The organism is candidate division TA06 bacterium (assembly GCA_016208585.1).
GTDB lineage: Bacteria > Edwardsbacteria > AC1 > AC1 > EtOH8 > UBA5202.
This window is the reverse complement of record JACQXR010000008.1, coordinates 1-24,926: the sequence shown is the minus strand read 5'-3', so window position 1 is coordinate 24,926 and position 24,926 is coordinate 1. Positions and strand designations below refer to the sequence as shown.

General features: G+C 55.0%; 21 protein-coding genes and 1 tRNA gene. 5 read left to right on the top strand and 17 right to left on the bottom strand.

The window, feature by feature from the left end; all coding sequences use genetic code 11:
* Positions 1–23: 23 nt before the first annotated feature.
* The 14 genes from dnaK to HY768_00670 form a co-directional block, all read right to left on the bottom strand.
* Complete coding sequence (gene dnaK / locus HY768_00735) at positions 24–1,949, bottom strand: molecular chaperone DnaK (GenBank protein MBI4725748.1); 1,926 nt, start codon at positions 1,947–1,949, stop codon at positions 24–26.
* Between the two features lie 427 nt (positions 1,950–2,376).
* On the bottom strand, positions 2,377–2,961 hold the full coding sequence (locus HY768_00730) for a nucleotide exchange factor GrpE (protein ID MBI4725747.1): 585 nt from the start codon (positions 2,959–2,961) through the stop codon (positions 2,377–2,379).
* 332 nt (positions 2,962–3,293) lie between these two features.
* Positions 3,294–5,009, bottom strand: coding sequence for a proline--tRNA ligase (locus HY768_00725; protein ID MBI4725746.1), 1,716 nt, complete (start codon positions 5,007–5,009; stop codon positions 3,294–3,296).
* 23 nt (positions 5,010–5,032) lie between these two features.
* A complete protein-coding gene (locus HY768_00720; protein ID MBI4725745.1) occupies positions 5,033–5,695 on the bottom strand; it encodes a hypothetical protein in 663 nt (220 codons plus the stop codon).
* A 126-nt stretch (positions 5,696–5,821) separates the two neighbouring features.
* On the bottom strand, positions 5,822–6,313 hold the full coding sequence (gene rfaE2 / locus HY768_00715; protein ID MBI4725744.1) for a D-glycero-beta-D-manno-heptose 1-phosphate adenylyltransferase: 492 nt from the start codon (positions 6,311–6,313) through the stop codon (positions 5,822–5,824).
* A gap of 363 nt (positions 6,314–6,676) precedes the next feature.
* Positions 6,677–7,729, bottom strand: coding sequence for a hypothetical protein (locus tag HY768_00710; protein ID MBI4725743.1), 1,053 nt, complete (start codon positions 7,727–7,729; stop codon positions 6,677–6,679).
* Positions 7,730–7,896: 167 nt separating this feature from the next.
* On the bottom strand, positions 7,897–8,403 hold the full coding sequence (locus HY768_00705) for a hypothetical protein (protein ID MBI4725742.1): 507 nt from the start codon (positions 8,401–8,403) through the stop codon (positions 7,897–7,899).
* A gap of 131 nt (positions 8,404–8,534) precedes the next feature.
* Positions 8,535–9,521, bottom strand: coding sequence for a DUF362 domain-containing protein (locus HY768_00700; GenBank protein ID MBI4725741.1), 987 nt, complete (start codon positions 9,519–9,521; stop codon positions 8,535–8,537).
* Positions 9,522–9,729: 208 nt separating this feature from the next.
* A complete protein-coding gene (locus tag HY768_00695) occupies positions 9,730–10,545 on the bottom strand; it encodes a SagB/ThcOx family dehydrogenase (GenBank protein MBI4725740.1) in 816 nt (271 codons plus the stop codon).
* 357 nt (positions 10,546–10,902) lie between these two features.
* Entirely contained in the window at positions 10,903–11,418 is a 516-nt protein-coding gene (locus HY768_00690) for a hypothetical protein (protein MBI4725739.1), read from the bottom strand.
* Positions 11,419–11,461: 43 nt separating this feature from the next.
* Positions 11,462–13,564, bottom strand: coding sequence for a methionine--tRNA ligase (metG, locus tag HY768_00685; protein ID MBI4725738.1), 2,103 nt, complete (start codon positions 13,562–13,564; stop codon positions 11,462–11,464).
* Positions 13,561–14,352: a stage 0 sporulation protein gene (locus HY768_00680; protein MBI4725737.1), complete on the bottom strand. Its 792-nt coding sequence runs from the start codon at positions 14,350–14,352 to the stop codon at positions 13,561–13,563. Before HY768_00680 ends, metG begins: the two co-directional genes overlap by 4 nt.
* Positions 14,349–15,407, bottom strand: coding sequence for a DNA polymerase III subunit delta' (holB, locus tag HY768_00675; GenBank protein MBI4725736.1), 1,059 nt, complete (start codon positions 15,405–15,407; stop codon positions 14,349–14,351). Before holB ends, HY768_00680 begins: the two co-directional genes overlap by 4 nt.
* Positions 15,408–15,512: 105 nt before the next feature.
* A complete protein-coding gene (locus HY768_00670; GenBank protein MBI4725735.1) occupies positions 15,513–17,390 on the bottom strand; it encodes a penicillin-binding protein activator in 1,878 nt (625 codons plus the stop codon).
* A 166-nt stretch (positions 17,391–17,556) separates the two neighbouring features.
* Between HY768_00670 and HY768_00665 the strand changes: the two genes are divergently transcribed.
* A complete protein-coding gene (locus tag HY768_00665; GenBank protein ID MBI4725734.1) occupies positions 17,557–17,754 on the top strand; it encodes a hypothetical protein in 198 nt (65 codons plus the stop codon).
* A 112-nt stretch (positions 17,755–17,866) separates the two neighbouring features.
* Here HY768_00665 and HY768_00660 read toward each other — a convergent pair whose 3' ends face one another.
* The 3 genes from HY768_00660 to HY768_00650 all read right to left on the bottom strand — a co-directional run bounded on the left by HY768_00660 (position 17,867) and on the right by HY768_00650 (position 20,462).
* Positions 17,867–18,499 carry an isoprenylcysteine carboxylmethyltransferase family protein gene (locus tag HY768_00660; protein MBI4725733.1) on the bottom strand — a complete coding sequence of 211 codons (633 nt, stop codon included), beginning with the start codon at positions 18,497–18,499 and terminating at the stop codon, positions 17,867–17,869.
* Between the two features lie 287 nt (positions 18,500–18,786).
* Positions 18,787–19,893, bottom strand: a complete 1,107-nt coding sequence (locus HY768_00655) for a DUF362 domain-containing protein (GenBank protein MBI4725732.1) — start codon at positions 19,891–19,893, stop codon at positions 18,787–18,789.
* A 65-nt stretch (positions 19,894–19,958) separates the two neighbouring features.
* Entirely contained in the window at positions 19,959–20,462 is a 504-nt protein-coding gene (locus tag HY768_00650; protein MBI4725731.1) for a CDP-alcohol phosphatidyltransferase family protein, read from the bottom strand.
* A gap of 188 nt (positions 20,463–20,650) precedes the next feature.
* Between HY768_00650 and HY768_00645 the strand changes: the two genes are divergently transcribed.
* The 4 genes from HY768_00645 (at position 20,651) to HY768_00630 (ending at position 24,861) form a co-directional block, all read left to right on the top strand.
* Positions 20,651–20,737, top strand: a tRNA-Leu gene (locus HY768_00645).
* A gap of 428 nt (positions 20,738–21,165) precedes the next feature.
* Positions 21,166–22,245 (top strand): type IV pilus twitching motility protein PilT, encoded by a 1,080-nt coding sequence (locus HY768_00640; GenBank protein ID MBI4725730.1) that lies wholly within the window; start codon positions 21,166–21,168, stop codon positions 22,243–22,245.
* Positions 22,246–22,367: 122 nt separating this feature from the next.
* Positions 22,368–23,450: a type IV pilus twitching motility protein PilT gene (locus HY768_00635; protein MBI4725729.1), complete on the top strand. Its 1,083-nt coding sequence runs from the start codon at positions 22,368–22,370 to the stop codon at positions 23,448–23,450.
* 217 nt (positions 23,451–23,667) lie between these two features.
* On the top strand, positions 23,668–24,861 hold the full coding sequence (locus HY768_00630; protein ID MBI4725728.1) for an SPASM domain-containing protein: 1,194 nt from the start codon (positions 23,668–23,670) through the stop codon (positions 24,859–24,861).
* Positions 24,862–24,926 lie beyond the last annotated feature (65 nt).

The following is a 24,926-nucleotide window of genomic DNA, read 5'->3' as shown; positions in this document are numbered from 1 at the left end:
CCCCTTTTGCCGCTTAAAGGAAATTATTTCTTCTCGTCGTCCACTACTTTGTAATCGGCGTCCTCCGGGCCTTCGGGCTTGGCCTGCCCAGGCTCGGGACCGGGGGCCGCCCCGGGCTCGGGGCCGGCACCCGGCTGGCCGCCCTGGTCCTTGGCCTTGGCGTAGACCGCCTCGCCTATCTTGTAGGAAGCCACGTTCAACTCCTCGGTGGCGCTCTTGATGGCCTCGATATCCTCGCGGCCCAGGGTATTGCGCAGCCGGGCGATGCCGTCCTCTATCCGCTTGCGATCGTCGGCCGAGATCTGGGCCCCGTACTCCCGCATCATCCGCTCGGTGTTGTAGATCAGTCCGTCGGCCTTGTTGCGGGTTTCGATTTCTTCCCGCTTCTTCTGGTCCTCGGCCGAGTGGGCCAAAGCGTCCTTGGTCATCTTGTCGATCTCCTCCTTGCTCAATCCGGAAGAAGAGGTGATCTTGATGCTCTGGGCCTTACCGGTTCCCAGGTCCTTGGCCGAAACGTGGAGGATGCCGTTAGCGTCGATGTCAAACGAGACCTCCACCTGGGGAACGCCTCTGGGAGCCGGGGGGATGCCGACCAGATCAAAGCGGCCCAAGGTGCGGTTGTCCGTCGCCATCTCCCGTTCGCCCTGCAGCACATGGATGGACACCGCCGGCTGGTTGTCGGTGGCGGTGGAGAACACCTGGCTCTTGCGGGTGGGGATGGTGGTGTTGCGCTCGATCAGCCGGGTCATCACTCCGCCCAGGGTTTCGATCCCCAGGGAAAGCGGGGTGATGTCCAAAAGCAGCACGTCCTTGACGTCGCCCACTAACACCCCGCCCTGGATGCCGGCCCCCAGCGCTACCACTTCGTCGGGGTTGACCCCGCGGTGGGGCTCCTTGCCGAACACCTGTTTGACCACGTCCTGGACCTTGGGCATCCGGGTCATGCCGCCCACCAAGACCACCTCGTTGATGTCGGTGACCTTGAGACCGGCGTCGTCCAAGGCCCGGCGGCAGGGCCCGATGGTCCGCTGGATCAGGTCGTCCACTAATTGCTCCAGCCTGGCCCGGCTTAGGGTCAGGTCCAGGTGCTTGGCCCCGGAGGCGTCGGCGGTGATGAACGGCAGGTTGATGTTGGTCTGCATGGTGGTGGACAGCTCGCACTTGGCCTTCTCGGCCGCTTCCTTCAGGCGCTGCAGGGCCATTCTGTCGCCTTTCAGATCTATTCCCTGCTGTTTTTTGAATTCTTCCACCAGGTAGTCGATGATCTTCTGGTCAAAGTCATCGCCGCCCAGATGGGTGTCGCCGTTGGTGGAACGGACCTCGAACACTCCCTCGCCCAGTTCCAGGATGGAGACGTCGAAGGTGCCGCCGCCCAGGTCGTAGACCGCTATCTTGTGGGCTTGCCCCTTGTCCATGCCGTAGGCCAGGCTGGCCGCAGTGGGTTCGTTGATGATGCGCAGCACTTCAAGGCCCGCTATCTGGCCGGCGTCTTTGGTGGCCTGGCGCTGGGCGTCGTTGAAGTAGGCCGGAACGGTGATCACCGCCTGGGTCACTTTTTCGCCCAGGTAGGCCTCGGCCGCTTCCTTCAGATAGCGCAGGATCTTGGCCGAGATCTCCGGCGGCGAATAGACCTTGTCGCCGACCTTGACCCGGGCGTCGCCGTGCGGCCCTTCCGAGACCTGGTAGGGCACTAATTTCAGCTCCGAATCCACTTCGTTATAGCGGCGCCCCATGAAGCGCTTGATGGAATAGACGGTGTTTTCGGGATTGGTGATGGCCTGGCGCTTGGCCACCATCCCCACCACTTCTTCGCCGCTCTTCAAAAAGCCCACCACCGATGGCGTGGTCCTCATCCCGTCCTGGTTGGGGATCACCACCGGGTTTCCGCCCTCCATCACCGCCACGCAGGAATTGGTGGTCCCCAGGTCGATGCCTATTACTTTACCCATTTTTTCTCCGTCTCCTTTTTATTTCTAAACTGCTTTTTATTTTTAAATGGCTTATTTATTGGATACTGGCTTCGATAAACTCAGCCGAACGATTTTCACTGATACATTTTTTGTACATCCCACTCATCATTAATAAGGAATGTTTATATAATCAGAGCGGATATTAGTAGACACAGGTTAAGCAGAATGATTATATAAACTTGTTAACGCTCTGTTTTTAGCGTCATGTCATACCTGCGGAAGCAGGTATCCAGTGAATATATGGATTCCCGCTTTCCCCCGGCCCCGCTTAAGCGGAGCCTCGCCTTCGGCGGGGCGTGGTGCGGGAATGACATAATCGCACCGACAATATGCTTTCACAAATGAAGCAATGTCTACTAATATATGCTCCGAGTAGTAAAAGACATTCAACAGTCCGTATCCAGGTTTACTGATTATCATTTTGATCGGCCTGAGGCTCGGCCGCTTCTTCGGCGGGCTCGGCCGGAAGCTTGGAAACAGCGACCCGGGCCGGCCTCAGGACCTTGTCCCGGAACAGGAACCCCTTCTCCACCTCGTTGACCACCGTGTCCGGCGCGTGCTCACGGCTTTCCACCGTCAGCACCGCCTCGTGCTTGGTGGGATCGAAGGGCAGGCCCTCGCTCTTCAGCACCGACAGGCCTTCGGCCTCCAGTATCTTGTGGATCTGCTGGTCTATCATCTGGACCCCGAGATGGAAGGATTTGAAGCTCTCGTCCCGCTCGCAGAGTTCCTTGGACGAGCTTAGGGCCCGGTCCAGGTTGTCCAGCACCGGCAGGACTTTGGCCACTAAGTTGCGGTTGGCCTCGCCTTCTCTCTCCAGATACTCCTTGGCGGTACGTTTGCGGTAATTGTCCAGGTCGGCCATGGCCCTTAAGTACTTGTCAAAGTTCTCATCGGCCATCTGGCGGTAGAGGGCGGACTGCCCCATCAGCTCCTTCAACCGGGCCTTGAGCTTGCGGTACAGTATCCTTCCCTTGTTTTCCTCGGTCACTAAACGTCTCCTTGAGTTTAGGGTACACGGAATTCAGCCATGACTTTTAACGCGGAATCACTGAATACTGGAAACACCGAATGAATAATTATTCCGTGGTAAGATTCCGTTTTCGTGTTTCCGTGGTTGGTTTAGTAAGGTTCTCCGTTAAATAAATATAATCATTTATTCAGATTTTGTCAAGCAATAATAATTATGCTATCTGGCCTACACTATTTGGTAAAAAGAAATGAAAAATCTGCGGAAATCTGCAAAATCGTCCGGCGCCATAGCAGGCTGTCATGTTTGCCGGCTTTGGCCGACGGCGTCTGCGGAGTGATAAACTCTCGTTCTTACCTGCCAGGCCAGATCTGGGCCGCGGTCATTTCCTGCAGTTTGTGCTTGATCTCCTCGGGCCTGGCCTTGACCACCAGCCCGTCTTTGCGCTGCCTTATCTCCACCATCCCCTCCCGCAGGCCCTTTTCCCCCACGTTGATCCGGACCGGGATGCCGATTAGGTCGGCGTCTTTAAACTTGAAGCCGGGCCGCTCCGGGCGGTCGTCTAAAAGAACGTCAAACCCTGCCTGGATCAGATCATCGTGGATATTGAGGGCCAGCTGTCCAGCCTCGCTTGTGGGCTCGCCCAGCAGGGTGATCAACGCCTGGTATGGCGCCACCGCCAGCGGCCAGATGATCCCGTCCTTGTCGTGGCTCTGCTCAATGATGCAGGCCGCGATCCGATCGATCCCGATGCCGTAGCTGCCCATCACCAGCGGCTTCTGGGTCCCGTCCTCGTCGGTGAAGGTGGCGTTGAGGGACTTTGAGTATCTCAACCCCAGTTTGAAGATGTGGCCCAGTTCTATGACCTGGGTCAAACTCACCGGCTTGCCGCATTCGGGACAGGGCTCGCCGTTCTTTATTAATCTGAGATCGGCATAGCTGTCCACTTTTAAGTCACGGCTGACATTAATCCCCTGATAGTGATACTGGTCCTTGCAGGCCCCGGAGACCAGTCCGCAGGCGTCTTTCAGCAGTTCATCGGCGATGATCCTGACTCCTTTGACCCCCACCGGCGAGATGAAGCCCACGTTAGCCCCGGTGTGCTTTAAGACCTCTTCCGGGGTGGCCGACCGGAAAGTGCCGGTGCCTATGGCCTTTTGCAGTTTGTCCTCGTTGACCTCGTCGCCGCCCCGCACTAAGATGAACACCGGTTTATCATCGGCGATGTACAGCAGGCTCTTCATCAGCTGGGGGACGGGAACTTTTAAGAACTGGGAGACTTCTTCCACCGTGCGCTTTTCCGGGGTGTGTACTTCAGACAGCGGCTGGTCGGGGTACTGGGGAGCCTGGATCTTGGAGAAAGCGATTTGGATATTGGCGGCGTAGCCGCAGGCTTCGCAGACCGCGCAGGTGTCCTCGCCCGAGGGCGAGGGGACCATGAATTCCTGGGAGCCGCTGCCGCCCATCAGTCCGGACGAGGCCCCCGCGATGAAGAACTTCAGGCCACAGCGGGTGAAGATCTTCTTATAGGCCTCGCGCATGGCCAGGTACGACCGGTCCAATCCGGCCTGGTCCCGGTCCATGCTGTAGGCGTCCTTCATGGTGAAGTGCCGCACCCGGATCACGCCTGCTCTGGGCCGGGGCTCGTCCCGGAACTTTACCTGCATCTGGTACCAGTTCTGGGGCAGGTCGCGGTAGCTGAAGCGCTGGGCCCGGGCCAGGTCGGTGATCACCTCTTCGTGGGTAGGGCACAGGGCGTATTCCCGCTTCTTGCGGTCCTTTAAGCGGAACATCTCGTCGCCGAAGCTTTCCCAGCGGCCGCTCTCCTGCCAGAGCTCGGCCGGGCAAAGGGCCGGCAGATAGACTTCCTGGGCCCCGGCCTTGTCCATCTCCTCGCGCACGATCTTCATCGCCTGCAGCATCACCTTCCAGCCCAGTGGCAGGTACTCATAGACCCCGGCGGTCAACTGGCGGACCAGGCCGGCCCGCAGCATCAGCTGGTGGCTGATCATCTCGGCCTCGGCCGGGACTTCCTTCAACGTTGGTATGAACGCTTTACTCCAGAGCAATGTGTTGGTCTCCTTAATTTATGCTATTTAAAAAAATACTTAATTACAAAATATGGACTGTCAAACAAATATGCTTGAACATCTGTGTCCGGACCGCGTGTATCTGTTTGACCTGTGGATATATCTCTTATCTCCTCTTTCCTCTGCTCTACAGTTATATTGAAAATATCGGCCTCTACCCCGGCAGCAAAATTATTACCCGTAACTTTGAAATAATGAATAAGCGCCAAAGGCATACACAACCCAACTTTGTTGTAATATGTGTGTTGATAATCCGAGGCATTGGAATATTGTCTTTTATCTTCTCTACGAGTATAAATTAACCCTAAACCAAACGACGGTTTAATAAACTGTAACCTGTCGAAATTGAATCTATGGTAATACTTAACTCCGCTGCTGACCCACCAATTGTTAAAAATATAATAATTGTCATCGTTATTGTAATCACCATTAACAATAAGCCTCAAGGAATTATTAAACCCATACATTTTTTCCACAATAATACTGCCGGGAAAATTAGTTAATGCACTGGCTTTCATACCCACCGCCCACTTGGGTACGAACGGCTCGGCGCATGTCGCAGGTGGACATGGCTCGGCCTTTGGGGTCGGCAGGCTGTCGGTCTGGGCCAGGCACCACGAAGAGACAACCGTTACGAACATAACGGCCAGCAGGGCTTTCTTCATTTCAGGTCTCCTTTATAATTAGATAATTTGCTTCGTTCGCACATCAAGGGGCTATTCCCTTCGCATGCTATGCAGGCAGCGCAACTCGGGACATGCCTCGCAAAGACTCCATTCCATCTTCTGTATTCAATCTTCACCCGCCCCATAAGCGGCGACTATTCTTTTGATCAGCCCGCTGGTGGATTTTCCCGGCGTCAGCTCTATCGGTAGGACCTTCCCCCCGTTCCTTAAAACGACGTCCGCGCCCACGATCTGCTCCACGCTGTAATCCGCGCCCTTGACCAGGATATCCGGGACTAATGACTCTACTATCTTTTGCGGAGTGTCCTCGTCAAACAGCACGATGTAATCCACGCAGGCCAAAGCGGAAAGCACCATGGCCCTGTCCTCCTGGCTACACAACGGCCGCTGGGGTCCTTTGATCCGGCGGACCGAAGCGTCGGAGTTGAGGCCAATGATTAAAAGATCTCCCAGCTCCCTGGCCTTCTCGAGGTACTCCACGTGCCCCCGGTGCAAAATGTCGAACACCCCGTTGGTGAAGACCGCCTTCTTTCCGGCGGCCTTGGCCTGTTGGCGGATGGTCTGGGCCTGGGACAATGCAACTACCTTGTTAATCATATATTCCTTTCGCGCTTCATCGTCATCGCGAGACATGTCCCGAGCAATACTACTTGTTTTGCATACGAAAGGACGGCATCGTGCTTTTCAAACGAAGCGATCCAACAGTTGGACCGCTTCGTTTGTTATCTCCTTGGCCTTCCTCGCAGTGACTCTGCGTCCGTTGGTCATTGAGAGCGGGGTCCCGTGCCTTGATTACGAAGCAATCCGACCAAGAACGGATGGACTGCTCCCGCAGCCGTATTACCGGGTATATCGCACCTCCTGGCGCAGGGCAAAGAATTGTACAATCCAATAGCAGTTGCCGGCTGCAGTAAGGATGTGTCAAATTCGCTCAACTTTGGTTTTAGCAGCTTAATGGAATTACCTGTCTTTACCTCTATTTTTAGAAAAATATTTATCCAGGCCCTGACGGAAATCGCTGACCATATTCAATTGCTTCACCCGGCTCAGGCGAATGCCCAGTTTTTCGGCCACGGAAGAAAACAGGCTGAATATTTCATCGCGCTGATAATATATTTTCTGCGGCACCGTTCTGACATTCCTCATTGTTGCCAGCACTTTTTTCATGAACGGCTCCGCGTAATTCCCTGGCGCGGCGGTTTCCATGCTCAAAGCCATGCCGTTCCGGCAATCCATGACCGCCAGCATGTAGGCAAAATAGGGGCGCTCCGTTTCGCTTTCGTGAATATAGACCGGCCCGTAAAAACAATCGACTTCCCATTCCCCCTGCCGCTTGAGGTTCATAGCCAGAATGTCTTCAATTGCGCGTTGAGCGACCGGAATATCCGACGCACGGTTTCCCTCCGGTTTTTGGGGAAGGCATTCCGTCAGCTGGTCCTGCCAGCCATCGCTGCCCTTGATCCGTATTAAATACCAGTTTGATTGCATCGGCGGCAAACAGTCCGGATCTTGTAGGTATCTTTCGCCGACGATAGCCGCCTGTTGCAGTATTTCGGTCATAAATCCGGCCTCATCCGCAGTCAACCGCCACGGGTAATATCCCGGAAGATGTCTTGCAAACGACGGCCAGGCATTCAGCCCCCGGTATTTCAATCCCAGTTTCTTAATCGTCTTCAGGTCCCATGGCAGCAGTTCTTCCCGCCCGCCGAATGACATCACGAAGGTATCCTGCTGATACATAAAATCGGGATCCTGCATGATGTCGTCGCCCCTGCGGTACATTTCACATAGAACATGAAGCCCTTCCAGCCCGAGGTACACCACCAATCCATACATCTGTCCCGCGTTTCCGATGACCGTACAAAAACCGGTCTTTCCGCGGTGAGGGTCTTTCACGCCGAAAACCTGGTTATCCGTCATGAATTTCCACAATTCATGCCGCTTGTATTCTTCGGCGGCCTGGTACAGCGCCATCCATTGGTCCTGCGTCGGTTCAATATAAGCCATCCTCATCCCCCTTTTCATAAGGTTTATATCCCCGCTATATCTTTATGAACTGCCCCGCAGCAAGCTTCGAGGTATCCCGGGGAAATTATGATCTAATGAAAATCGTACGGTTTTCAAACTTTCCCTAATCAGGCAACCCCGCAGCAAGCTTGGAGGATTATAGATTCATCTTCTTACCCAGCCCGAAGCCATTCTATAAACCCGCTCTTTCCGGCCTTTTCAACCATCTCCTCTATCGTCCTCTTTTTCAGAAACCGCCTGATCACCGCCCCGTACTTCTTGTAACTGCCGCGGTTCGGGTTCTCGACGATCCGCCACAATTCGTCATCAGTCAACGTGAAATTCGGGTCGTTCATCTGGTCGGCCGCGCAAATGGCGAACCCCTCGTAGAACCATACCGGCCCCATGGCCTCCTCATCGCCATTGAGGATACGAATATGCAGCCGGTGGGCGATCTCGTGAGCCAGCAGCTTTCCGTAAGAGTTATCCTCCCGGCCGTCGGGATAGACTGTGTGGTAGATCGCGGGAGACACGGCCATCAGCGCTTGCTGTTCCAGCGCGGCGCAGAATTCGGCCGGAAGTTTTGTGCCCGGGTCCAGGCCCATCGTCGCGAGCAGAAATGCGTCGCACTGCGCCTTGTCGTCGAAGATCCGGACCGAATCAAAGAACGGCTCGCGCAAGTGCTCTTCCCAGCCGTGCTGCCGCGCAAAGTCGTGAACTCTTTCAACGGCCGCAGTGATCGATCCTGCGAGCGCGGCGCGCTGCGGTTCCAGCGACTTGGGAATAGTCAGGCCGGTTTTGGCTGCTTTCGTCATCTGTCCTTCGTCCCGCTTCGCTCCAGGGATTTTTTGTCCAGGTTGACCAACCGGTACTCCCTGCTCCCCAGCCCCAGCTTTTCCGCATACAATATCTGGCTGTTGCCGCTGCGCCCACTTTCCTTCAGAAAGGCGTCTTGGCACTTGTGGGCCTTGTTCACCAGGTCCAGACTGGCCTGTTCGATGGCCACGATGTCGGTGGAGGCCAGGACCCCGATGTCTTTAACGAAAGGCTTTCGGGCCCGGGCCGCGCAGTCGCAGTCCGGCGAGATGTTCGCCAGCACGTTGACATATAAAAGGTGATTACTGTCGGAAAGGACTTTGGCGTATTCCACCAGCCGCCGGTTGAACAGCTCCGGGCTCACCCGGCTTTTATCGGTTTCGAAGACATTGGCCGGACATACTTGCTTGCACTGGCCGCAGCCGATGCACTCGCGGGGGTCTATCTTCACCGGATTCAGGGTGATGGCCCCGGCCGGGCACTGCTTGGTGCAGGCCCCGCAGTTGATGCACTTGGTGGCATCGTAGCCCGGCACGTAGTTGGTGTGCCTGGCCAGTTTGCCGGCCCGCGCGGCCAGACCCATGGCCACATTTTTAATGGCCCCGCCGAAGCCCGCCAGCCCGTGGCCCTTGAAATGGGTCAGCATCACGACCGTATTGTAGCGGACGATGTGGCTGCCGGTTATCACCCGAGTGTAGCATCCGGTGCTGCAGGCGTATGCCTTGTCTCCCTCGGAATCCAGGATGTCTATCGGCGCAAAGTCGAAGCCGTGTTCTTTAGCAAGTTTGATGTGCGATTCCGTCTTCTGGCGCGGACCGGAATAGAGCACGTTGGTTTCGACCAGAGTGGCGCCCAGGGCTTTGACCAGCGGCTCGACCAGGTCGGGCTTAATATAGTTTTTATTACCCTCCTCGCCGAAATGGGTCTTGACAGCCACCTTGCCCTTAACGCTCCCTTTGATCTTCTCAAAAACCTTGAGCACTCCACGGCCTGAAATGTCGTTCGTGAAATATACCGGAGCAGGTGCTGGTTTTGTCCCAGGTTTATCCTTGGCAAATGCTTCAACAGCCAAGAATAATAAAAGAAAAAGAAAGGCAAACCTTTTACTTTTATCCATCTTCGTCAACCACTTCAAACGTTTCCAACCCTTTCATTTGTCAGTTATTCCTGCTATCTAAGGGCAGGCCATTTCAAACATTTTCAACCGCGACCCTTCCCACCGGGGCCACGTAGACCACGAACTCGTCCTTGCCGTCTAACTGGCATAACTTATCAAACAATTTCTGGTGATAGGCCCCGATGGCGCAGGTCCCGCAGTTGATGGACTCGCAGGCCAGGTAAAGGTTCTGGCAGAGGTGGCCGGAATCCTGGAGGATGATCTTCTTGGCTTCCAATGAATAGCGCCATTCCGTCTTGTATGGCACTGCGCTCCAGATGAAGGTTACCGCGCAGTGGCCCGCGAAATCCTGCCCCAGGGCCGCCTTGGCCAGCTTTTTGGGCATTGAGCTTATGGTGAAAAGCTTCACCAGTTTGTGGTCCACCGGCTGGTAGCGGTAAAGGCCCTTCTTCAGCCCGGTAACATTGTTGACGGCCAGATAGGTCTCAAAGGGATGCATACATCCACCCGAGGGCACGATGCGCAAAGCGACGCTGCTGCCCCGCATTTTTTTTATCCCCTGGGTGGCCCACAAAAGATAAGATAGTTCTTCCAGTCTTAATGGCTCGTCGCTGAACTGGCGGCGGCTTTTGCGGTCGCCGATACAGTCAAAAATATCTGATTTCTTTATGACCGACTTATCCGGTTCCGGCAGTTCGATGATCTCGGCGTCTTTTGGATATTCCTTCTGCAGCGGCCCCCGCTCCATCCCCTTGGTCTGGTCCGAGATCACCTTCTCCAGCTTGATGAACCCGGCCTTCATGGTATCGCGGAATTTCAGGGTTTGTTTTTTGGCTTTAACGGTGCTCTGCTCCAGCTTCTCCAGCCTGGCCCCGATGCCCTCCAGCATATTCAAGATCTCTGCCAGGGCTTTTTCCTCTTTCTGAGGACCGATGTCAATTCCGCCCTTGGCCTGTTCTTTGATGAAACCGTCCCAACCCGATGGCAGGCTTTTGTAGAACGCTTCCTGCAAGGGTTCTCCGGCTTTTTGCAGCAATTTGCAGAAAGCCTCTTTCAGGCCCTTTTCGCTTTCCATGATGTCGCCCACCAGCATCTTGCGTTCCGTTTCCTTGAGGGCGATCATTTTTTTGATGAGCTCAGACATTTTTCACCTGCTGGTTTTTATAATTTACCATTACGTGCTCTAACATTTTGCCGCCTCCGGCGGCACCCCGCTTCGGATTTCCCGCGCTTATTGTTTTCTTTCTTACCCGCCGCCATTTTCCCTTCTTTCCATTTCCGTAAATGCGTCGCAGTAATCACGTTGAAAACACTGGTCGCAATTTCCGCTGCACCCGTCAAGATGAAACATAAAGCCTTTCGGCATCCGGCGCATTACTTCTTCATTTAGTCCTTGATCCAGCAGATACTGATAGGCCACGGCATCGGGCAGTTTGGGGAGGAAATCAATGCTGATGTTATGTCCGGATAGAATGCTCTGAATGGCCTCCAGCTTTATTCGCAGGTCTCTCCGGCTTAGTTGTTCAACCGGGGGCAAATCGAATCCTGCCGGAAGCAGGCTGCGCAACGTGCATCGGGGACCCTTGTCAGCCTCCTCGTACTCGATCATGTTCGTTAAAAAGGCTTTTTCAATCGCAGGATCGTCCGTTTTGGAATCAACCGAAATATGATAATCATTTTGAATCCGCTTTTTCAGCAGATAATTATCAATCATAATATCGGCTGTTTTTTCGGAAATATCTTCCGTCTTCTTTTTTCTCATTTTCTCTTCTCGCAAATATAGAAAAAGTCCCGCTGTGCAGAGTTTACCGCACCTCTCCGCCGGTCTCCACCTTCCTTTGCGGGATCAGTATCACTACCCCGTCCTTGTCCTGGGCGGCCAGCAGCATGCCGTGGGACTCCAGACCCCGGATCTTGGCCGGCTTGAGATTGGCCACTATGATCACCTGCTGGCCCACCAATGATTCCGGGGCATACCACTGGGCTATTCCGGCCAGCACCTGCCGGGTCTCCTCGCCTAACTTGACCTGCAGGCGCAGCAGCTTGTCGGCGTTGGGCACCTTCTCGGCGGCGACGATCTCGGCGGTGCGCAGTTTTATCTTTTTGAAATAATCGATGTCTATCAACTCCTCCGAAACCGGTTGGGCGTTTACAGTTTCCTGTTTTGTGTTTTCCGGAGTTTTAGTTTCTTCGATCATTTGTTTTCTGCCTTCATCTTTCGTTTTTTCGCTTTCAACTTTGTTTGTTTCTTCTGTTATTTGTTTTCTGCCTTCATCTTTCGTTTTTTCGTTTTCAACTTTGTTTGTTTCTTCTGTTATTCGTTTACTTGCCCTGAGCTTTGTCGCAGGGCTGCCTTCATCTTTTGTTTTAGTGTCTATCCTCGGGAAGAGCGGCTCCCCGGCCGATACCTTCTGCCCCGCCTTCAACAATCCCCACCCGGAGGCCCTGGCCAGGGTAATATTCTTCTCCTCCACTCCCAATCTTGATAAGAGCTCCCGGCACTTGCCCGGCATTACCGGGGACAATAGGATGCTGGCGATGCGCAGGGCCTCGGCCGCATTATAGAGCACGGTGTCGATCCGCTCCTGATTGCCGTCCTTGAACAGTTTCCAGGGCGCGTTGGCTTCCGCGTAACGGTTGGTAAGCTTGATTACCTCCATCACGGAAACGATGGCATCGTTCAGATCAAACTGCTCGACCTGCGATTTCACTTTTACGCCAAGCTCCAAAGCCTTTAGTTTAAACTCACCATCCGAGCTTCCCAGCTTCCCAGCTTCCGGGATCGCTCCTCCGCAGTATGTTTCTACCATTTTGAATACCCGGCTGGCCAGATTGCCGTAATCGTTGGCCAGGTCGCTGTTGACCCGTTGTTCCAACCGGGCATAGCTGAAATCGCCGTCGCCGGTGGTGGATATTTCGGACAAAAGAAAATAGCGCAACTGGTCGGTTCCATAGCGGGAAGCAATCGCCTCGGGATCAATCACATTGCCCAAGGATTTGGACATCCTTCTCCCCTCGCAGATAATATAGCCATGCACCAACAATTTATGCGGCAACGGCACTTTGGCCGATAGCAGCATGGCCGGCCAATAAACCGCATGAAAACGAATAATCCCCTTGCCTATTACATGTACCCGTTCGGGACAATCGGTCCAATAATCCCGGTACAACTGCCCGTCAGCGGCATATTCTAACGCATTGATGTAATTGGCCAGCGCATCAAACCAGACATAGACCACCTGGCTTGGGTCGCCGGGAACCGGAATACCCCAACTCTTGGCGCGCTCTTTTGAACGGGAAATGGAAAAATCCTCCAGCCCGCTTTTAACGAAGGAAAGAACCTCATTCTTGCGGGTTTTTGGAATAATCTGATATTTATCGGATTCCAGGATTTCTTCCAGCTGTTTTTGATATTTGGACAGCCTGAAGAAATAGTTTTCTTCCTCTATCTTCTCCGGCACAGTATCGTGTTCCGGACATTTGCCGTCAACCAACTCGTCCCGTGGGTAGAAACCCTCGCAGCCAACGCAATACAGTCCCTGATAGCGTTTTTTATAAATGTCGCCGTTATCCAGACAAGCCTGCCAAAGTTTTTCCACCCCTTTTCTATGGCGTTGCTCGGAACTGGTGCGGATAAAATCATCGTTGGACAGCGACAGGTAATCATGCATGTCGGCGAAGAACTTCGCATTTCGCTTGACCAGAATCTCGGTAGAGATGCCTTCCTTTTCCGCGGTCTGGACATTCTTTAAGCTGTTCTCATCCGAACCGGTCAGGAAACGGACGTCCCGGCCGAACAGCCTGTAATAACGGGCCAAAGCATCGGTCTGCACTATCTCCAGCGCAAAGCCTATATGCGGCTTGGCATTGACATAGGGTATGGCGGTAGTGATGTAGAATCTGCTCATTTCTTGGAAACCTCCGACGCCTCGAATTCTCCGTGGCCTTCCTCGAACCTGACCATCACCTTCTGCTTGAAGATGTCCACCTTGTAGACCGTGCCCGGGCCCTTGGGGGTGGTGACCACCGTCCCCACCCGGGGCATGTTGTGGTGGGCCTCCTCGTAATAGCGGTCCTCGTAGGTCAGGCAGCACATCAGGCGGCCGCACAGCCCCAGCATCTTGTTGGAAGTGGTGGACAGGTTCTGCTCCTTGGCCATCTTCAGGGTCACCGGCTCAAACTCGTTGAGCCAGGCCACGCAGCACAACTGGCGGCCGCACAGCCCCAGCCCGCCCACCCGCCGGGCCTCGTCCCGCACCCCGATCTGGTGCATCTCGATCCGGCCTTTGAACATGGTGGCCAAATCCCTCACCAATGACCGGAAGTCCACCCGTTTTTCGGCGGTGAAATAAAAGGTCAGCTTGGAACCGTCGAACCTGGCTTCCACGTCCACCAGGGTCATCTGCAGGCCGTACTTGCCGATCAGGTCCAAACAGGCCTGGTAGGATTCCGTCTCGCGCCGGCGGTTGGCCTGGAATTTCGTCAGGTCCTCCTCCTCCGCCTTACGCAATATCGCGCCGACAGGTTTGAATTTCTCCTTGAGTATGGCCCTCTCTCTCTCCACCGCCCCCAGTTCCTCGCCGTTCTCGGTGGTGACCACCACCAGTTCCCCCGGCGACAGGCTGTAAGCTTGGGGGTTAAGGTAGTATTTGGGGCGCGCCTCTTTAAAACGCACCAATATAAGATTCTCGGTCATAGCTCCTCTTTTATAATGTCCGGGCTGCAGGCGGCCATCAGACACAGCCTGGGTGTTACGTTTCGCATCAGGGCCGTCCTGGCCAGTTCCCTGTTGGCGGTGATCCTGTTAAGCCGGGCTTCCGTCAGCAGCCGGGCCAGGCTCAAGACCTCCGGGGATGGTTGGGGCTCGGGATGCAGGGCCTCCAGCACTATGGCCGACATCATGTCCAGCACCCGCTGGGGCCGGCCTTTTTCGCCGGCGGCCAGGTCAATGGATTCCATCATCCCGACGTAATTCTTTTCCAGCCCGGCCCGCAAAAGCTCTCCGGCCATCCGGCGCTCCTCCAGCAGATCCAGTTCCATCATCTCCAAGGCCTGCCCCAGGCTGCCCTGGCTTAAAGATGCCAGCATTTGGGCCTGGTCCGGAGGCAGTCCGTGCCTTTCTTCCAAGGCCTGGACCACCGATCCCTTGTCCAGCCGCATGAAACGGATCTTCTGGCAGCGGGAGAGAATGGTGGAAAGCAGGGCGTTGGACTGGTCGCAAACCAGGATGAAATTGGTGGTGGGCGAGGGCTCCTCCAACGTTTTTAAGAAGGCGTTGGCCGCCTCGGTGGTCAGGGCCTCGGGGCTTACGATGATCACCACCTTCTTCCGGCCCTGATAGGGCTGGAGCGAAAGCTTGGATTGCAAGACCCTGATGTCGTCAATGGAGATGGCCACCGGCCGGTCGAACTCCAGGTTCAAATAAGGCTTTTGGGCCTTCTGGGCCAGCAGCTCGGCGATCTCCTCGGACAGTTTTCTCTTGTCGCTTTCGCTGCTGGGATGGGGTACGGGAAAAACGTAATGCAGATCGGGATGATTGAACTCCACTGTTTTCCGGCACTGGCTGCAGCTTCCGCAGGGAGGCTCCTCCCCGGTGCAGTTCAGCGCCTGAGCCAGTTCAAAGGCCGCCATCTCCTTGCCCACCCCCGCAGGCCCGTAAAACAGATAGCTCTGGGCCAGCCGCTTTTCCTCAAAAGACCGGCGCAGTATTTGTTTGGCCACTTCCTGGCCGATGATGTTAGTGAAAAGCATAATAAATGAAATTTCTAAGCCACCTAAACCCTAAATTTTGTAATTAGGATCTCCCGTGATTTGTATTTGTTTAGGATTTATTATTTTAGTGTTAGGAATTTGACCTTATGGTTTCTTGGGTTTGGGCGCTGCCTTCTTGGCGGCGGAATCGGCCTTGGCCTTCTCGTTCTTGACCGGGGCCGGGGCCTTTTTATCCTTGGCCGGCTGGTCCTCCCCCAGCTCCGCCGCCTGCCGGTTCTTGATGGTCATCATCTTGGCCTTGGGCTGGGCCCCGAACCGGCCGAAGCTTCCCTGCCCCGAAAGTTTTAGCCCGGTGAAATCCCCGCTGTTCAGATAGGTCTGCAGTTCCTGGCGGGAGGCGGGATTCTTTTGCAGGGCCGCGATCATGATCCGAGCGGCGTCGTATCCCTGGGCCGCCTGTTTGGAGGGCGGCTTGCCGTAGCGCTTTTTAAAGCGCTCCTCAAAGGCGGCCGTGGACTGGGCCAGCTCCGAACCCTCCGAGAGCACAGCGAATATCGCTCCCTCCACGTATACATCGCCCTGGGCCGCCACCTTGGGATCTCCCCAGGATTCCGGACCCAATAACTGGAGCTTCATCTGATTGTAAGCCAGCTGGGGAGCGATCATCACGATGTCCGAAGGCGAGGCCGGCAGGAACAACGCGTCCACTTTGACCAAACGCAGCCTGTCGATCTGGACCTGGAAGTCGGTGGCGCCCGGGGTATAGGACTGGGAATAGACCAGCCTGGCCCCCAGCTTGGCGGCCTCCTTGGCGAAGGCCTGGGCCACCGATTCCCAGGCGCCTTCGTCGGGATACAGCATGGCCAGCGCCTTAAAGCCCCGGGCCTTGACCGCATACTGGGCCACCGCCGGCCCCTGCCAGCTTAAGCTGGGGTTCAATTGAAAGATGCAGGGCCCGATGGTCGAGATCCGGTCGTCGGTGGCGGTGGGCGAAAGCAGCGGGACCCCCAGCGCATCGGCCACCCCGGCCGCGGCGATGGTGGCTCCGGAAAGCACTTCGCCGATCAGCCCCATCACCTTGGAGGAGTCGGCCAGATAGCGGGTTTGTTTGACCGCATCAATGGCATCGCCCTTGGAATCGGCCGCCACTAATTTGAATTTTTCCACGGCCGTCTGGTTATATTCCTCAAAGGCCAGTTCCACCCCGTTCTGCACCGCCTGCCCGAATTCCCCGAACTTGCCGCTTAAGGGCGCCAGCAGGCCTATCTTCTTTTCCACCGGGACCGCCGGGATTATCGCGTTATCCCCTGATAACTGGGACAGCAGCAGGTTGGCGGTGCCGGCCTCTCCGCTGCCGGGATATTTTTTGCTGAGGTCCGAAAGCAGTTTTTTGGCTTCGGGAACATTTTTTGCCTCCAGTTCCAGCTTGCACAATCTCAGGCCCATGGCCGGGGCCGTCTCCGCATCCGAGTAAGCCTTATAGAGGATCCTCAGTTCCCCGGCGGAAAGTTTTTCGTTGATCAGCGATAGCAGCGGCAGACGCAAAGTTTCCCGGCCCTCCGGGGCTTTGGCCTTGGCCATGCCCTCCAGGTACTGCTGTCCGGCCTTGACATAATCCCTGTTTTCGGTATAGCAGTCGCCCAGCACTTTTTTGGTCTTGACCCAAAGCTCGGAGTCGGGATATTTGTCAGTGAGTTTAAACCCGTTTTGCAGGGCCAGATCGATCTGCCTGATCTCAAAGCGGTACAGGGCCGTCAAATAAAGGGCTTCCACGGCCGATGCCGTTTCGGGATACCTGGCCAACAGTTGCTGTAGGGTTTCCGCCGCCTCGGCCGGTTTGCGCTCCGAATACTGCGATTTGGCTTTATCCAAAATCCCGGCGGCCTCGGTTTCCTTCTTTTGGCGCAGTTCTTCTTTGGCCTGCTGGTCCTTGGAAACTGGTGTTTTCTTGTCCACCGCCGGTTTAAATGTTTGGCATGACACAGCCAAAAAACAAAGCAATATGACGCCGTATTTTTTCATTTTTATCACCTGGAATAGTATTTTTTGTGATTGGTTTTAGCCCATTGCCCCGTCATATAAATTATAAGTATAGCAAGCAATTAGGACTCTGTCAACAATAAAAAGGCTCCGTGTGGTAGCATAATAATTATGTCAGGGTCTAACTGCTTTGTGATAATGTCAGGGTATGAAAGAAGAAAGAATATCCCTGACGATGAACGAGCTGAACAGACTCGAGATCATCCAGCGCTCCTTGCGAGGCGACCTGACAGTGGCGGTGGCCTCCGGGTTGTTAGCGCTGACAGAACGGCAGATCTACCGCCACAATAAAAATGCGCCGTTGCCAACGGATAAGTTTGACAGGATTTACAGGATTACTTTTTAAGGCTTTGGCTGAAAACTATATGGACCGGGGACGGATAATTAATAAAAAAACCCACCTTAAGCGGAGTTCATTTTCCCATTCACGATCTTTGTTTTTATTTACATTTTACAATTTACTTCACCGCAGACGCCGTCCGCCACACGAAGAGCACCACTATCACCAGCAAAGTGATGCCCAGGGTCTGCAGGCTGCGGCGCTCGGCCCGGAAGGCCGCCCGGGTATTGCCCTGCTCCGGAAAGCTGGGGCCGTAGGGGGTCAGCCGGGGCAGCCAGCGAGGTACGTTCTGGCAGTAGGTTCGAAATTCCTGGCCCAACTTGGCGGTCAAGGTCTCTTCTTCCAGAGCTACGATGAACCCGTACTGCAGGGCAAAGGCCGGCAGGAACAGGATCAACAGCCAAGGAATCGGGGCATAATTTTGAATCACCAGCGACCATTTGGACGGCCAGGCCGCCAGGCACATGCCCAGCGAAACCAGGAAATTCCCCACGTAGAGCGGATTGCGCACGTAGCCGAAAGGCCCGCCGGTAATCAGCCGGCCCACGTCCGGGGAAAGGGTGCGGGTGCTGCCGCCGGCATAGGACACCGCCCAGATGCGGATGAACTCGCCCAAGAATGTGACCGCGATCCCCAGGGCCAGTGACCACCAGGTGGGCTTGGCAAATATCAGGGCCGCCAGCAACAGCGGGATGGGCGTGTAGCTGCGCCACTTGAAGAACAGATTGCCGAGGTTTTGTTTGAGTGCCATTGGTTTCCTTTATATTTTAATTTTGTGCTACGAATTGTATGAATCGTGCTACGAGTTTCTTTTTATACTTCCTTGCCAGTCCACCGGTAGGCACGCCTAAAACCTAAATTTTCTGCTTCTGCAACAGTTTTAGCATAACATTCCTCTCGTCCTCAATCGTTGTTTTATCATATTGTTGATCAAACGGCAAATGATAAATTTTTGTGCCGCCAAAAGGAAAAAGAACCAAAAAGAAAATAAAAACTTCATATCTTATAATTTAAAAAATTTATACAATTAAATCTCTCTCACTCCACCTTCACCAACTCATACTTCCTGCTGCCCAGCCCCATTTTCTCCGCATGAGCCAACTGCCAGGCCCAGTCCACTTCGGGATAAATATCCCGGAACTTGTCGCTGCCCGGCTTATGGGCCTTCTCCAGCGCCGAGTTCTTTTGCCCCTCGGCCTGCATCACCAGATCGTTGCTGGCGGCGTCAATGGCCACCGGGTCTACTGAAGCGCAGATGCCGAGGTCCGGCACTATCGGGTTGTCGGCGTGGCCGTAGCAGTCGCAGGCCGGCGAGACGTTCATGATGAAATTGAGATAGCCTATTTCCCCCTTTTTATTTTGGGCAAACCCGGCCAGGTGCTCCACCATTTTTTCCTGCATCTTCCGGGCCCCGCTGTCCCAGCCGTTGCGGGCGGCGTAGACGGGGCAAACCACGATGCACGAGCCGCAGCCGATGCACTTCTTGGGGTCGATCACTGCGTATTTGTCTATGGCGATGGCGTCGGCCGGGCAGTTCTGGGCGCATTTGCCGCATTTGATGCACTTCTCGGCCTTGATGATCGGCGAGACGTCCGAATGCATGGCCAGCTTGCCCCCCCGCGCTCCTCCGCCCATGCCCAGGTTCTTGATGCTGCCGCCGAAACCCGCCAGCTCGTGCCCTTTAAAGTGGGTGACGCAGACGATGGCGTCGGCCTGGTACAGGTCGTGGGCCAGTTTCACTTTTTTGAGGTGGGCGCCTTTGACCTCGACCTCCACATAAGCCCCGCCCCGCAGGCCATCAGCGATCAGCACCGGGCAGCCCAGCAAGGAATAGGTGAACCCGTGCTGCTGGGCCGTTTCCAAATGATCGACCGAATTGGAGCGGCTGCCCACGTACAGGGTGTTGGCGTCGGTGACGAAGGGCTTGGCGCCCAGCACTTTGATCTTTTGGACCACCGCCCGCACGTAATGCGGTGGCACAAAGGCGGTGTTGCCCCGCTCGCCAAAATGGACCTTGACCGCCGTCAGGTCCCCCTTGGCCACCACCCCGGCGAGCGGCATCTTGTCCATGATCTCCGCCAGCTTGGCGTAGATGTTGCGCTGGGAGGATTCCCCGAAATCAGTGAAATAAACCTGGCTGGACATGCTATGTGCTCCTAAATCTATTTGACATCCCTCTCCGGGGAGGGAATTGGGAGGGGTCTACCTAATTACGGGAAGGGGGTCAAAGTTTTAAGATATATCGCCCCAGAGACAAACACCATCAACACCGAACCGTACAGCAGATACAAACCCCAAGGCTGCCAGTTAAGGGAATAGCAGATTATCGTGGCCGCCATGAAAGTGACCGCTATCTTGCCCGGCCAGTTGGAAACCGGCACTGCCTTTTTCTTTCTTAAGGCCAGCATCCCTCCCAGCACTATCAGCAGGTCGCGCCCGGCGATCAAACAGACCGCCCACCAGGGGAAATCCCGCCATAGCCATAGCGCTATGACCATAGTGTTGACGCAGATCTTGTCGGCCAATGGATCTATTATCCTGCCGGTGTCTGTGACCTGCCCCAACTTGCGGGCCGTGAACCCGTCGAAGTAATCGGTGGCCACAGCCAGCAGCAGCAGGCCCAGGACCCACCAGTTTTGCCCGGCCTTCAGGCAGAGCACGATGAAAGGCAAAAGACCGATCCGCAGGAACGAAAGAATATTCGGAAGGTTCATCTGTTTTACTTTATAAATATTTTTTTGCGCTGCCGGGCAATATTAGACAACAAGCCTGACAGTACCCGTTAGTTTAATTCCAGGCCGGGATAATGTCAAGCATAAAATTGTTTTAAGGATTTAGTTTCAGGATTTAGTTTATCGTTGACAAACAATAAATCTTTTGTTATGCTTAAAGAAATATATCCGCCGGCGTGGTGAAACTGGTAGACGCAGTGGACTCAAAATCCACCGGTAGCAATACCCTGGGGGTTCGATTCCCTCCGCCGGCACCATTATGCCTCCATGCTGGACTGTATTCCCGCCAACGGCGAGGCACCATACCATAACCCAGAGCTTGGTAATAGTCCGCCATAACATGGGTAGGCGGGCACCATATAGGCCAAAAAGACGAAGCCAATGCGTGAACTTTGCTTTATGTGTTTAGCTTCAGGTGTTGCACAATAGTATAATGCAATGCCTGGCTATAATCCACCTCCGTACAACAAGGCTCGGCAACATATCATGCATGCCTGATTAGACATCTTTTGCCTGAACTGAGGGAATATTGCATCCTAAGACAGCCCAATAGGGCCCGATATCGCTGGTAAATTTCAGGATGGCATAAAAATTGCAATTTATTTTCTCATCCTTTATATTGCATTATTTGATGGCAGCCCGGTAGCGTAAAAAGACCCAAAACCACAATCATTCCTAAGATCCAATGACCAACGGCAATCCTGAACTTCCCCAGATGGATCAGCTTTTAGAAGAGCTGGTCCTGCGCGAAGCCTCCGACTTGCATTTGCGGGTGGGCGAGGCCCCCATTTACCGGATTGGCGGCAAGTTAATACGTAGCGAATTTTCGGTGATGTTGGAAGAGGATACCAAGAGCCTGCTTTATTCCATCATGACCGAGGAACAGCAGCGCCGCTACGAAAAAGACCTGGAACTGGATTTTGCCTTCGGCCTGCCCGGAGTGGCCCGGTTCCGCATCAACATTTTCAGGCAGCGGGGCTTTGTGGGAGCCATCATGCGGGTCATTCCTCTGAAAATCAGAACATTGGAAGAATGGAAACTCCCGCTTATTTTAAAAGAACTGTCGCTGCTGCCCCGGGGGCTGATATTGATTACCGGGCCCACCGGCAGCGGCAAATCCACCACCCTGGCGGCCATGGTGGAGCATATCAATCTGAGCCGCCGCACCCATGTCATCACCCTGGAAGACCCGATCGAATTCTTATATAGGGATAATCTGGCCATCATCGAACAGCGGGAAGTGGGCGCCGATACCCCCACCTTCGCCTCCGGCCTGCGCCATGTGATGCGTCAGAACCCCGATGTCATTCTGGTGGGCGAGATGCGCAATTACGAGACCATGTCCCTGGCCATCGCCGCGGCCGAGACCGGACACCTGGTACTGGCCACCCTTCACACCACCGACGCCGCCCAGACCGTGGACCGGATTATCAATACCTATCCCCCGGAATCTCAGGCCCAGGCCCGGGTCCAGCTGGCCACCGTGCTTCAGGCCGTGATCTCCCAGGCCCTGCTGCCGGCGGTGGGGACCCGCAAGCTGGTGGGGGCTTTCGAAATCATGCTGGGTACCCCGGCCGTCCGCAGCGTCATCCGGGACGGCAAGACTCCCCAGATCTATTCCCTGATCCAGACCGGCTCCAAGTTCGGAATGCAAAGCCTGGACTCCGCCCTCAAGGAACTGGTGCAAAAGAATCTGGTCACCCTGGAGGATGCCCTGGCCAAATCTTCCAACCCCGCCGAGTTGGAGGCCTCCATCGGCCGTTAGTGGAAGCACCACCAGAACCAAAGTTCCTATTTTTGACTTCCTATTTAATTGGTTTCCCATTTCTTATTTTTTGACTTCCTATTTAATCGGCTTCCCATTTCCTATTTTTTAATTGTGATAAGATGCAGCTGGCCGAATTACTATATCTGACCTTTCAAAAAGGCGCTTCCGATTTGATCCTCAAGGTTGGCACCCCGCCGGCTTTAAGGCTTCAGGGCAATCTGGTCCCGGTGGAGCTGCCGGTGCTGACCTCGGAGGACACCAAGCGCTTTGCCGTGGACATCATGACCAAGGAGCAGCTGGAGCGGTTCCGCCGGGAGCGGGAGCTGGACATGGCCTGTTCCATTGCCAACCTCTGCCGTTTCCGGGCTTCGGTGTTCTTTCAGCGCACTGAGTTCGGACTGGTGTTCCGAGTGGTGCCCAATAGGATCCCCACCGTGGACGAGCTAAACCTGCCCATCGTCTGCAAGAACCTGTCCATGCGCCCCCGGGGACTGATATTAGTGACCGGCCCGGCCGGCTGCGGCAAGTCCACCACCATCGCCGCCATGGTGGAGACCCGCAACGCTAATCAGGACTGCCATATCGTCACCATCGAGGATCCGATAGAGTTCATCTACCAGGACAAGAAGGCCGAGATCAACCAGCGGGAAGTGGGCAAGGACACCCACAGTTTCACCAATGCCTTAACGAGCGTACTGCGCCAGGATCCGGATATGATAGTGATCGGCGAGATGCGCGACCTGGAAACCATCCAGCTGGCCATCACTGCGGCCGAGACCGGCCACCTGGTGCTCTCCACCCTGCATACCACCGATTCCATGCAGACCATCGACCGGATCGTGGAGGTCTTCCCGCCCTACCAGCAGGCCCAGGTGAGGATGCAGATTTCGGGCAACCTGCTGGCGGTGCTTTCCCAGGTGCTGCCCCGGCGGGCCGACGGCAAGGGCCGGATAATGGCCTACGAACTGATGTTGATTAACGGCGCCATCCGCAACCTGATCCGCGAAGGCAAGACCAGCCAGATCCCCTCGGCTATCCAGATGGGCACCAAGCAAGGCATGATGCCCTTGAACCACTCCCTGGCCGACCTGGTGCGGCGCCGGATGATCACCCTGGACGAAGCCTTGATCCACACCGACAACCAGGACGATCTGAAGAACAACCTGGCCCGGGCGGCGGCCCCTGTGCCCCCGGTAAAATAGGCTTCCGGATAAAGCTGTTCCTGGAATAAGGGGACGTTAACCAAGGTCGGAATTTCCGGCCTTTTGCTTTTTTATGAAACTATGTTTACTCGCCCGTAGCGGTCAATTCCCATTCTTGTCCGGCAAAGTCTTGGCGTAACCGGATCCCAGTTCCTATTTTCCACTTTAACTATTTCCCATTTAACTATTTCCCATTTATTTATTTTCCTATTTATTAATGAAGCCTTCCCGCTACAACCACATCATCCGGCGCCGGGGCCTGCCCCAGATGCTTTACAACTGCGTCCGCCGGAGCTTTTTAAGCCTGGACCAGGCGCAGGCCGCCATCTACGGCGGTTTGCAGATGCCCATCACCCGCAATTTGATGAACTTAAAGGACCCGACGGTGGAGCGGACCTTGCAGCTTTTGGCCTCGGGCAGCTTCATGGTAGAGGAGCAGGCCGACGAGATTTTAGAGCTGGAGCTTTCCTCCAACCTGTTCCGTTTTTCCTCCGGCCGGCTTGACCTGTGGATCGCCTTGACCACCCGCTGCGACCAGAACTGCCCCGGCTGCCCCTATCGGGAAAATCCCCGGGATTTAAGCCCTCAGGCCCTCGAAGCGATCAAGGCTCTGGTTTTGCAGCGTCCCGGCCTTAAGGATCTCTCGGTGACTTTTTGGGGCGGCGAGCCGGCCCTGGCCTGGCCCCTGGCTTTGGAACTTAAAGAATGGCTGGATGGAACCTGCCGGAAACTGAATGCCCGTGCAGTTTACAGCCTGATCACCAACGGCGGCCCGGACCATTTGCCGATAATGATTAAAGACAGACGCCACCCTCCGGACCGGATATATGCCAGCCTGAAAGCCGGTGAAATAGTGAATGATCCCTCGCTCCAGGCAGTTTATCTGGCCAGCCTAGCCGGGCTGGCAGAAAATAGGAGCAAACTTCCCGCTTCGGCGGCGGTCAAGATAATTCCCTGCCAGCCTTCGGAAACGCTCTGCCGCAATCTGGCCGGGTTTTGCCAAAGCGCCCCCCGGTTCAGCGACGAGGAGACCGACGTTCTTAAAACCCTGGTCAGCGATGGATTTGAGATCCTGAACCTGCCCCGGCCCAAGCCGGTGTGCTGCCAGGCCGCCGACCCCCAAAGTTTCATAGTGGATGCGGAGGGAAACATTTACAAATGCTGGAACGACCTGGGCCGGCCGGAAAACCGGATCAATAAAATAATGGACGACCCCTTTTCGCCCCAACTGTTCCGCTATCTGGCCTGGAATCCCTATCGTCTCCAGCATTGCAGAATCTGCGGCTTGCTGCCTTGGTGTTTGGGCGGCTGCCTGGCCAAGCCTCCCGACGAGGACTGCGGGCTTTGGCATTATTCCCGGAACGATATTCTGAAGTTGCTGGCGACAGAATACGAAAAACGGACGAAGTAAAAACTTCATCCGTTTTGTTTTGAACTGGTATTCAGTTTTCTCTATAATAACATCTGTAAATACTT

What these genes read in the sequence shown, in the direction of transcription:
- HY768_00650 (MBI4725731.1), bottom strand. Translation starts at nt 20,462, where the DNA reads ATGAACCTTCCGAATATTCTTTCGTTCCTGCGGATCGGTCTTTTGCCT.
- HY768_00710 (MBI4725743.1), bottom strand. Translation starts at nt 7,729, where the DNA reads ATGAGGATGGCTTATATTGAACCGACGCAGGACCAATGGATGGCGCTG.
- HY768_00680 (MBI4725737.1), bottom strand. Translation starts at nt 14,352, where the DNA reads ATGACCGAGAATCTTATATTGGTGCGTTTTAAAGAGGCGCGCCCCAAA.
- HY768_00630 (MBI4725728.1), top strand. Translation starts at nt 23,668, where the DNA reads ATGAAGCCTTCCCGCTACAACCACATCATCCGGCGCCGGGGCCTGCCC.
- HY768_00665 (MBI4725734.1), top strand. Translation starts at nt 17,557, where the DNA reads ATGAAAGAAGAAAGAATATCCCTGACGATGAACGAGCTGAACAGACTC.
- rfaE2 (MBI4725744.1), bottom strand. Translation starts at nt 6,313, where the DNA reads ATGATTAACAAGGTAGTTGCATTGTCCCAGGCCCAGACCATCCGCCAA.
- HY768_00695 (MBI4725740.1), bottom strand. Translation starts at nt 10,545, where the DNA reads ATGCTGGAGGGCATCGGGGCCAGGCTGGAGAAGCTGGAGCAGAGCACC.
- HY768_00720 (MBI4725745.1), bottom strand. Translation starts at nt 5,695, where the DNA reads ATGAAGAAAGCCCTGCTGGCCGTTATGTTCGTAACGGTTGTCTCTTCG.
- HY768_00655 (MBI4725732.1), bottom strand. Translation starts at nt 19,893, where the DNA reads ATGTCCAGCCAGGTTTATTTCACTGATTTCGGGGAATCCTCCCAGCGC.
- HY768_00670 (MBI4725735.1), bottom strand. Translation starts at nt 17,390, where the DNA reads ATGAAAAAATACGGCGTCATATTGCTTTGTTTTTTGGCTGTGTCATGC.
- metG (MBI4725738.1), bottom strand. Translation starts at nt 13,564, where the DNA reads ATGAGCAGATTCTACATCACTACCGCCATACCCTATGTCAATGCCAAG.
- holB (MBI4725736.1), bottom strand. Translation starts at nt 15,407, where the DNA reads ATGCTTTTCACTAACATCATCGGCCAGGAAGTGGCCAAACAAATACTG.
- HY768_00640 (MBI4725730.1), top strand. Translation starts at nt 21,166, where the DNA reads ATGACCAACGGCAATCCTGAACTTCCCCAGATGGATCAGCTTTTAGAA.
- HY768_00690 (MBI4725739.1), bottom strand. Translation starts at nt 11,418, where the DNA reads ATGAGAAAAAAGAAGACGGAAGATATTTCCGAAAAAACAGCCGATATT.
- HY768_00660 (MBI4725733.1), bottom strand. Translation starts at nt 18,499, where the DNA reads ATGGCACTCAAACAAAACCTCGGCAATCTGTTCTTCAAGTGGCGCAGC.
- HY768_00635 (MBI4725729.1), top strand. Translation starts at nt 22,368, where the DNA reads ATGCAGCTGGCCGAATTACTATATCTGACCTTTCAAAAAGGCGCTTCC.
- dnaK (MBI4725748.1), bottom strand. Translation starts at nt 1,949, where the DNA reads ATGGGTAAAGTAATAGGCATCGACCTGGGGACCACCAATTCCTGCGTG.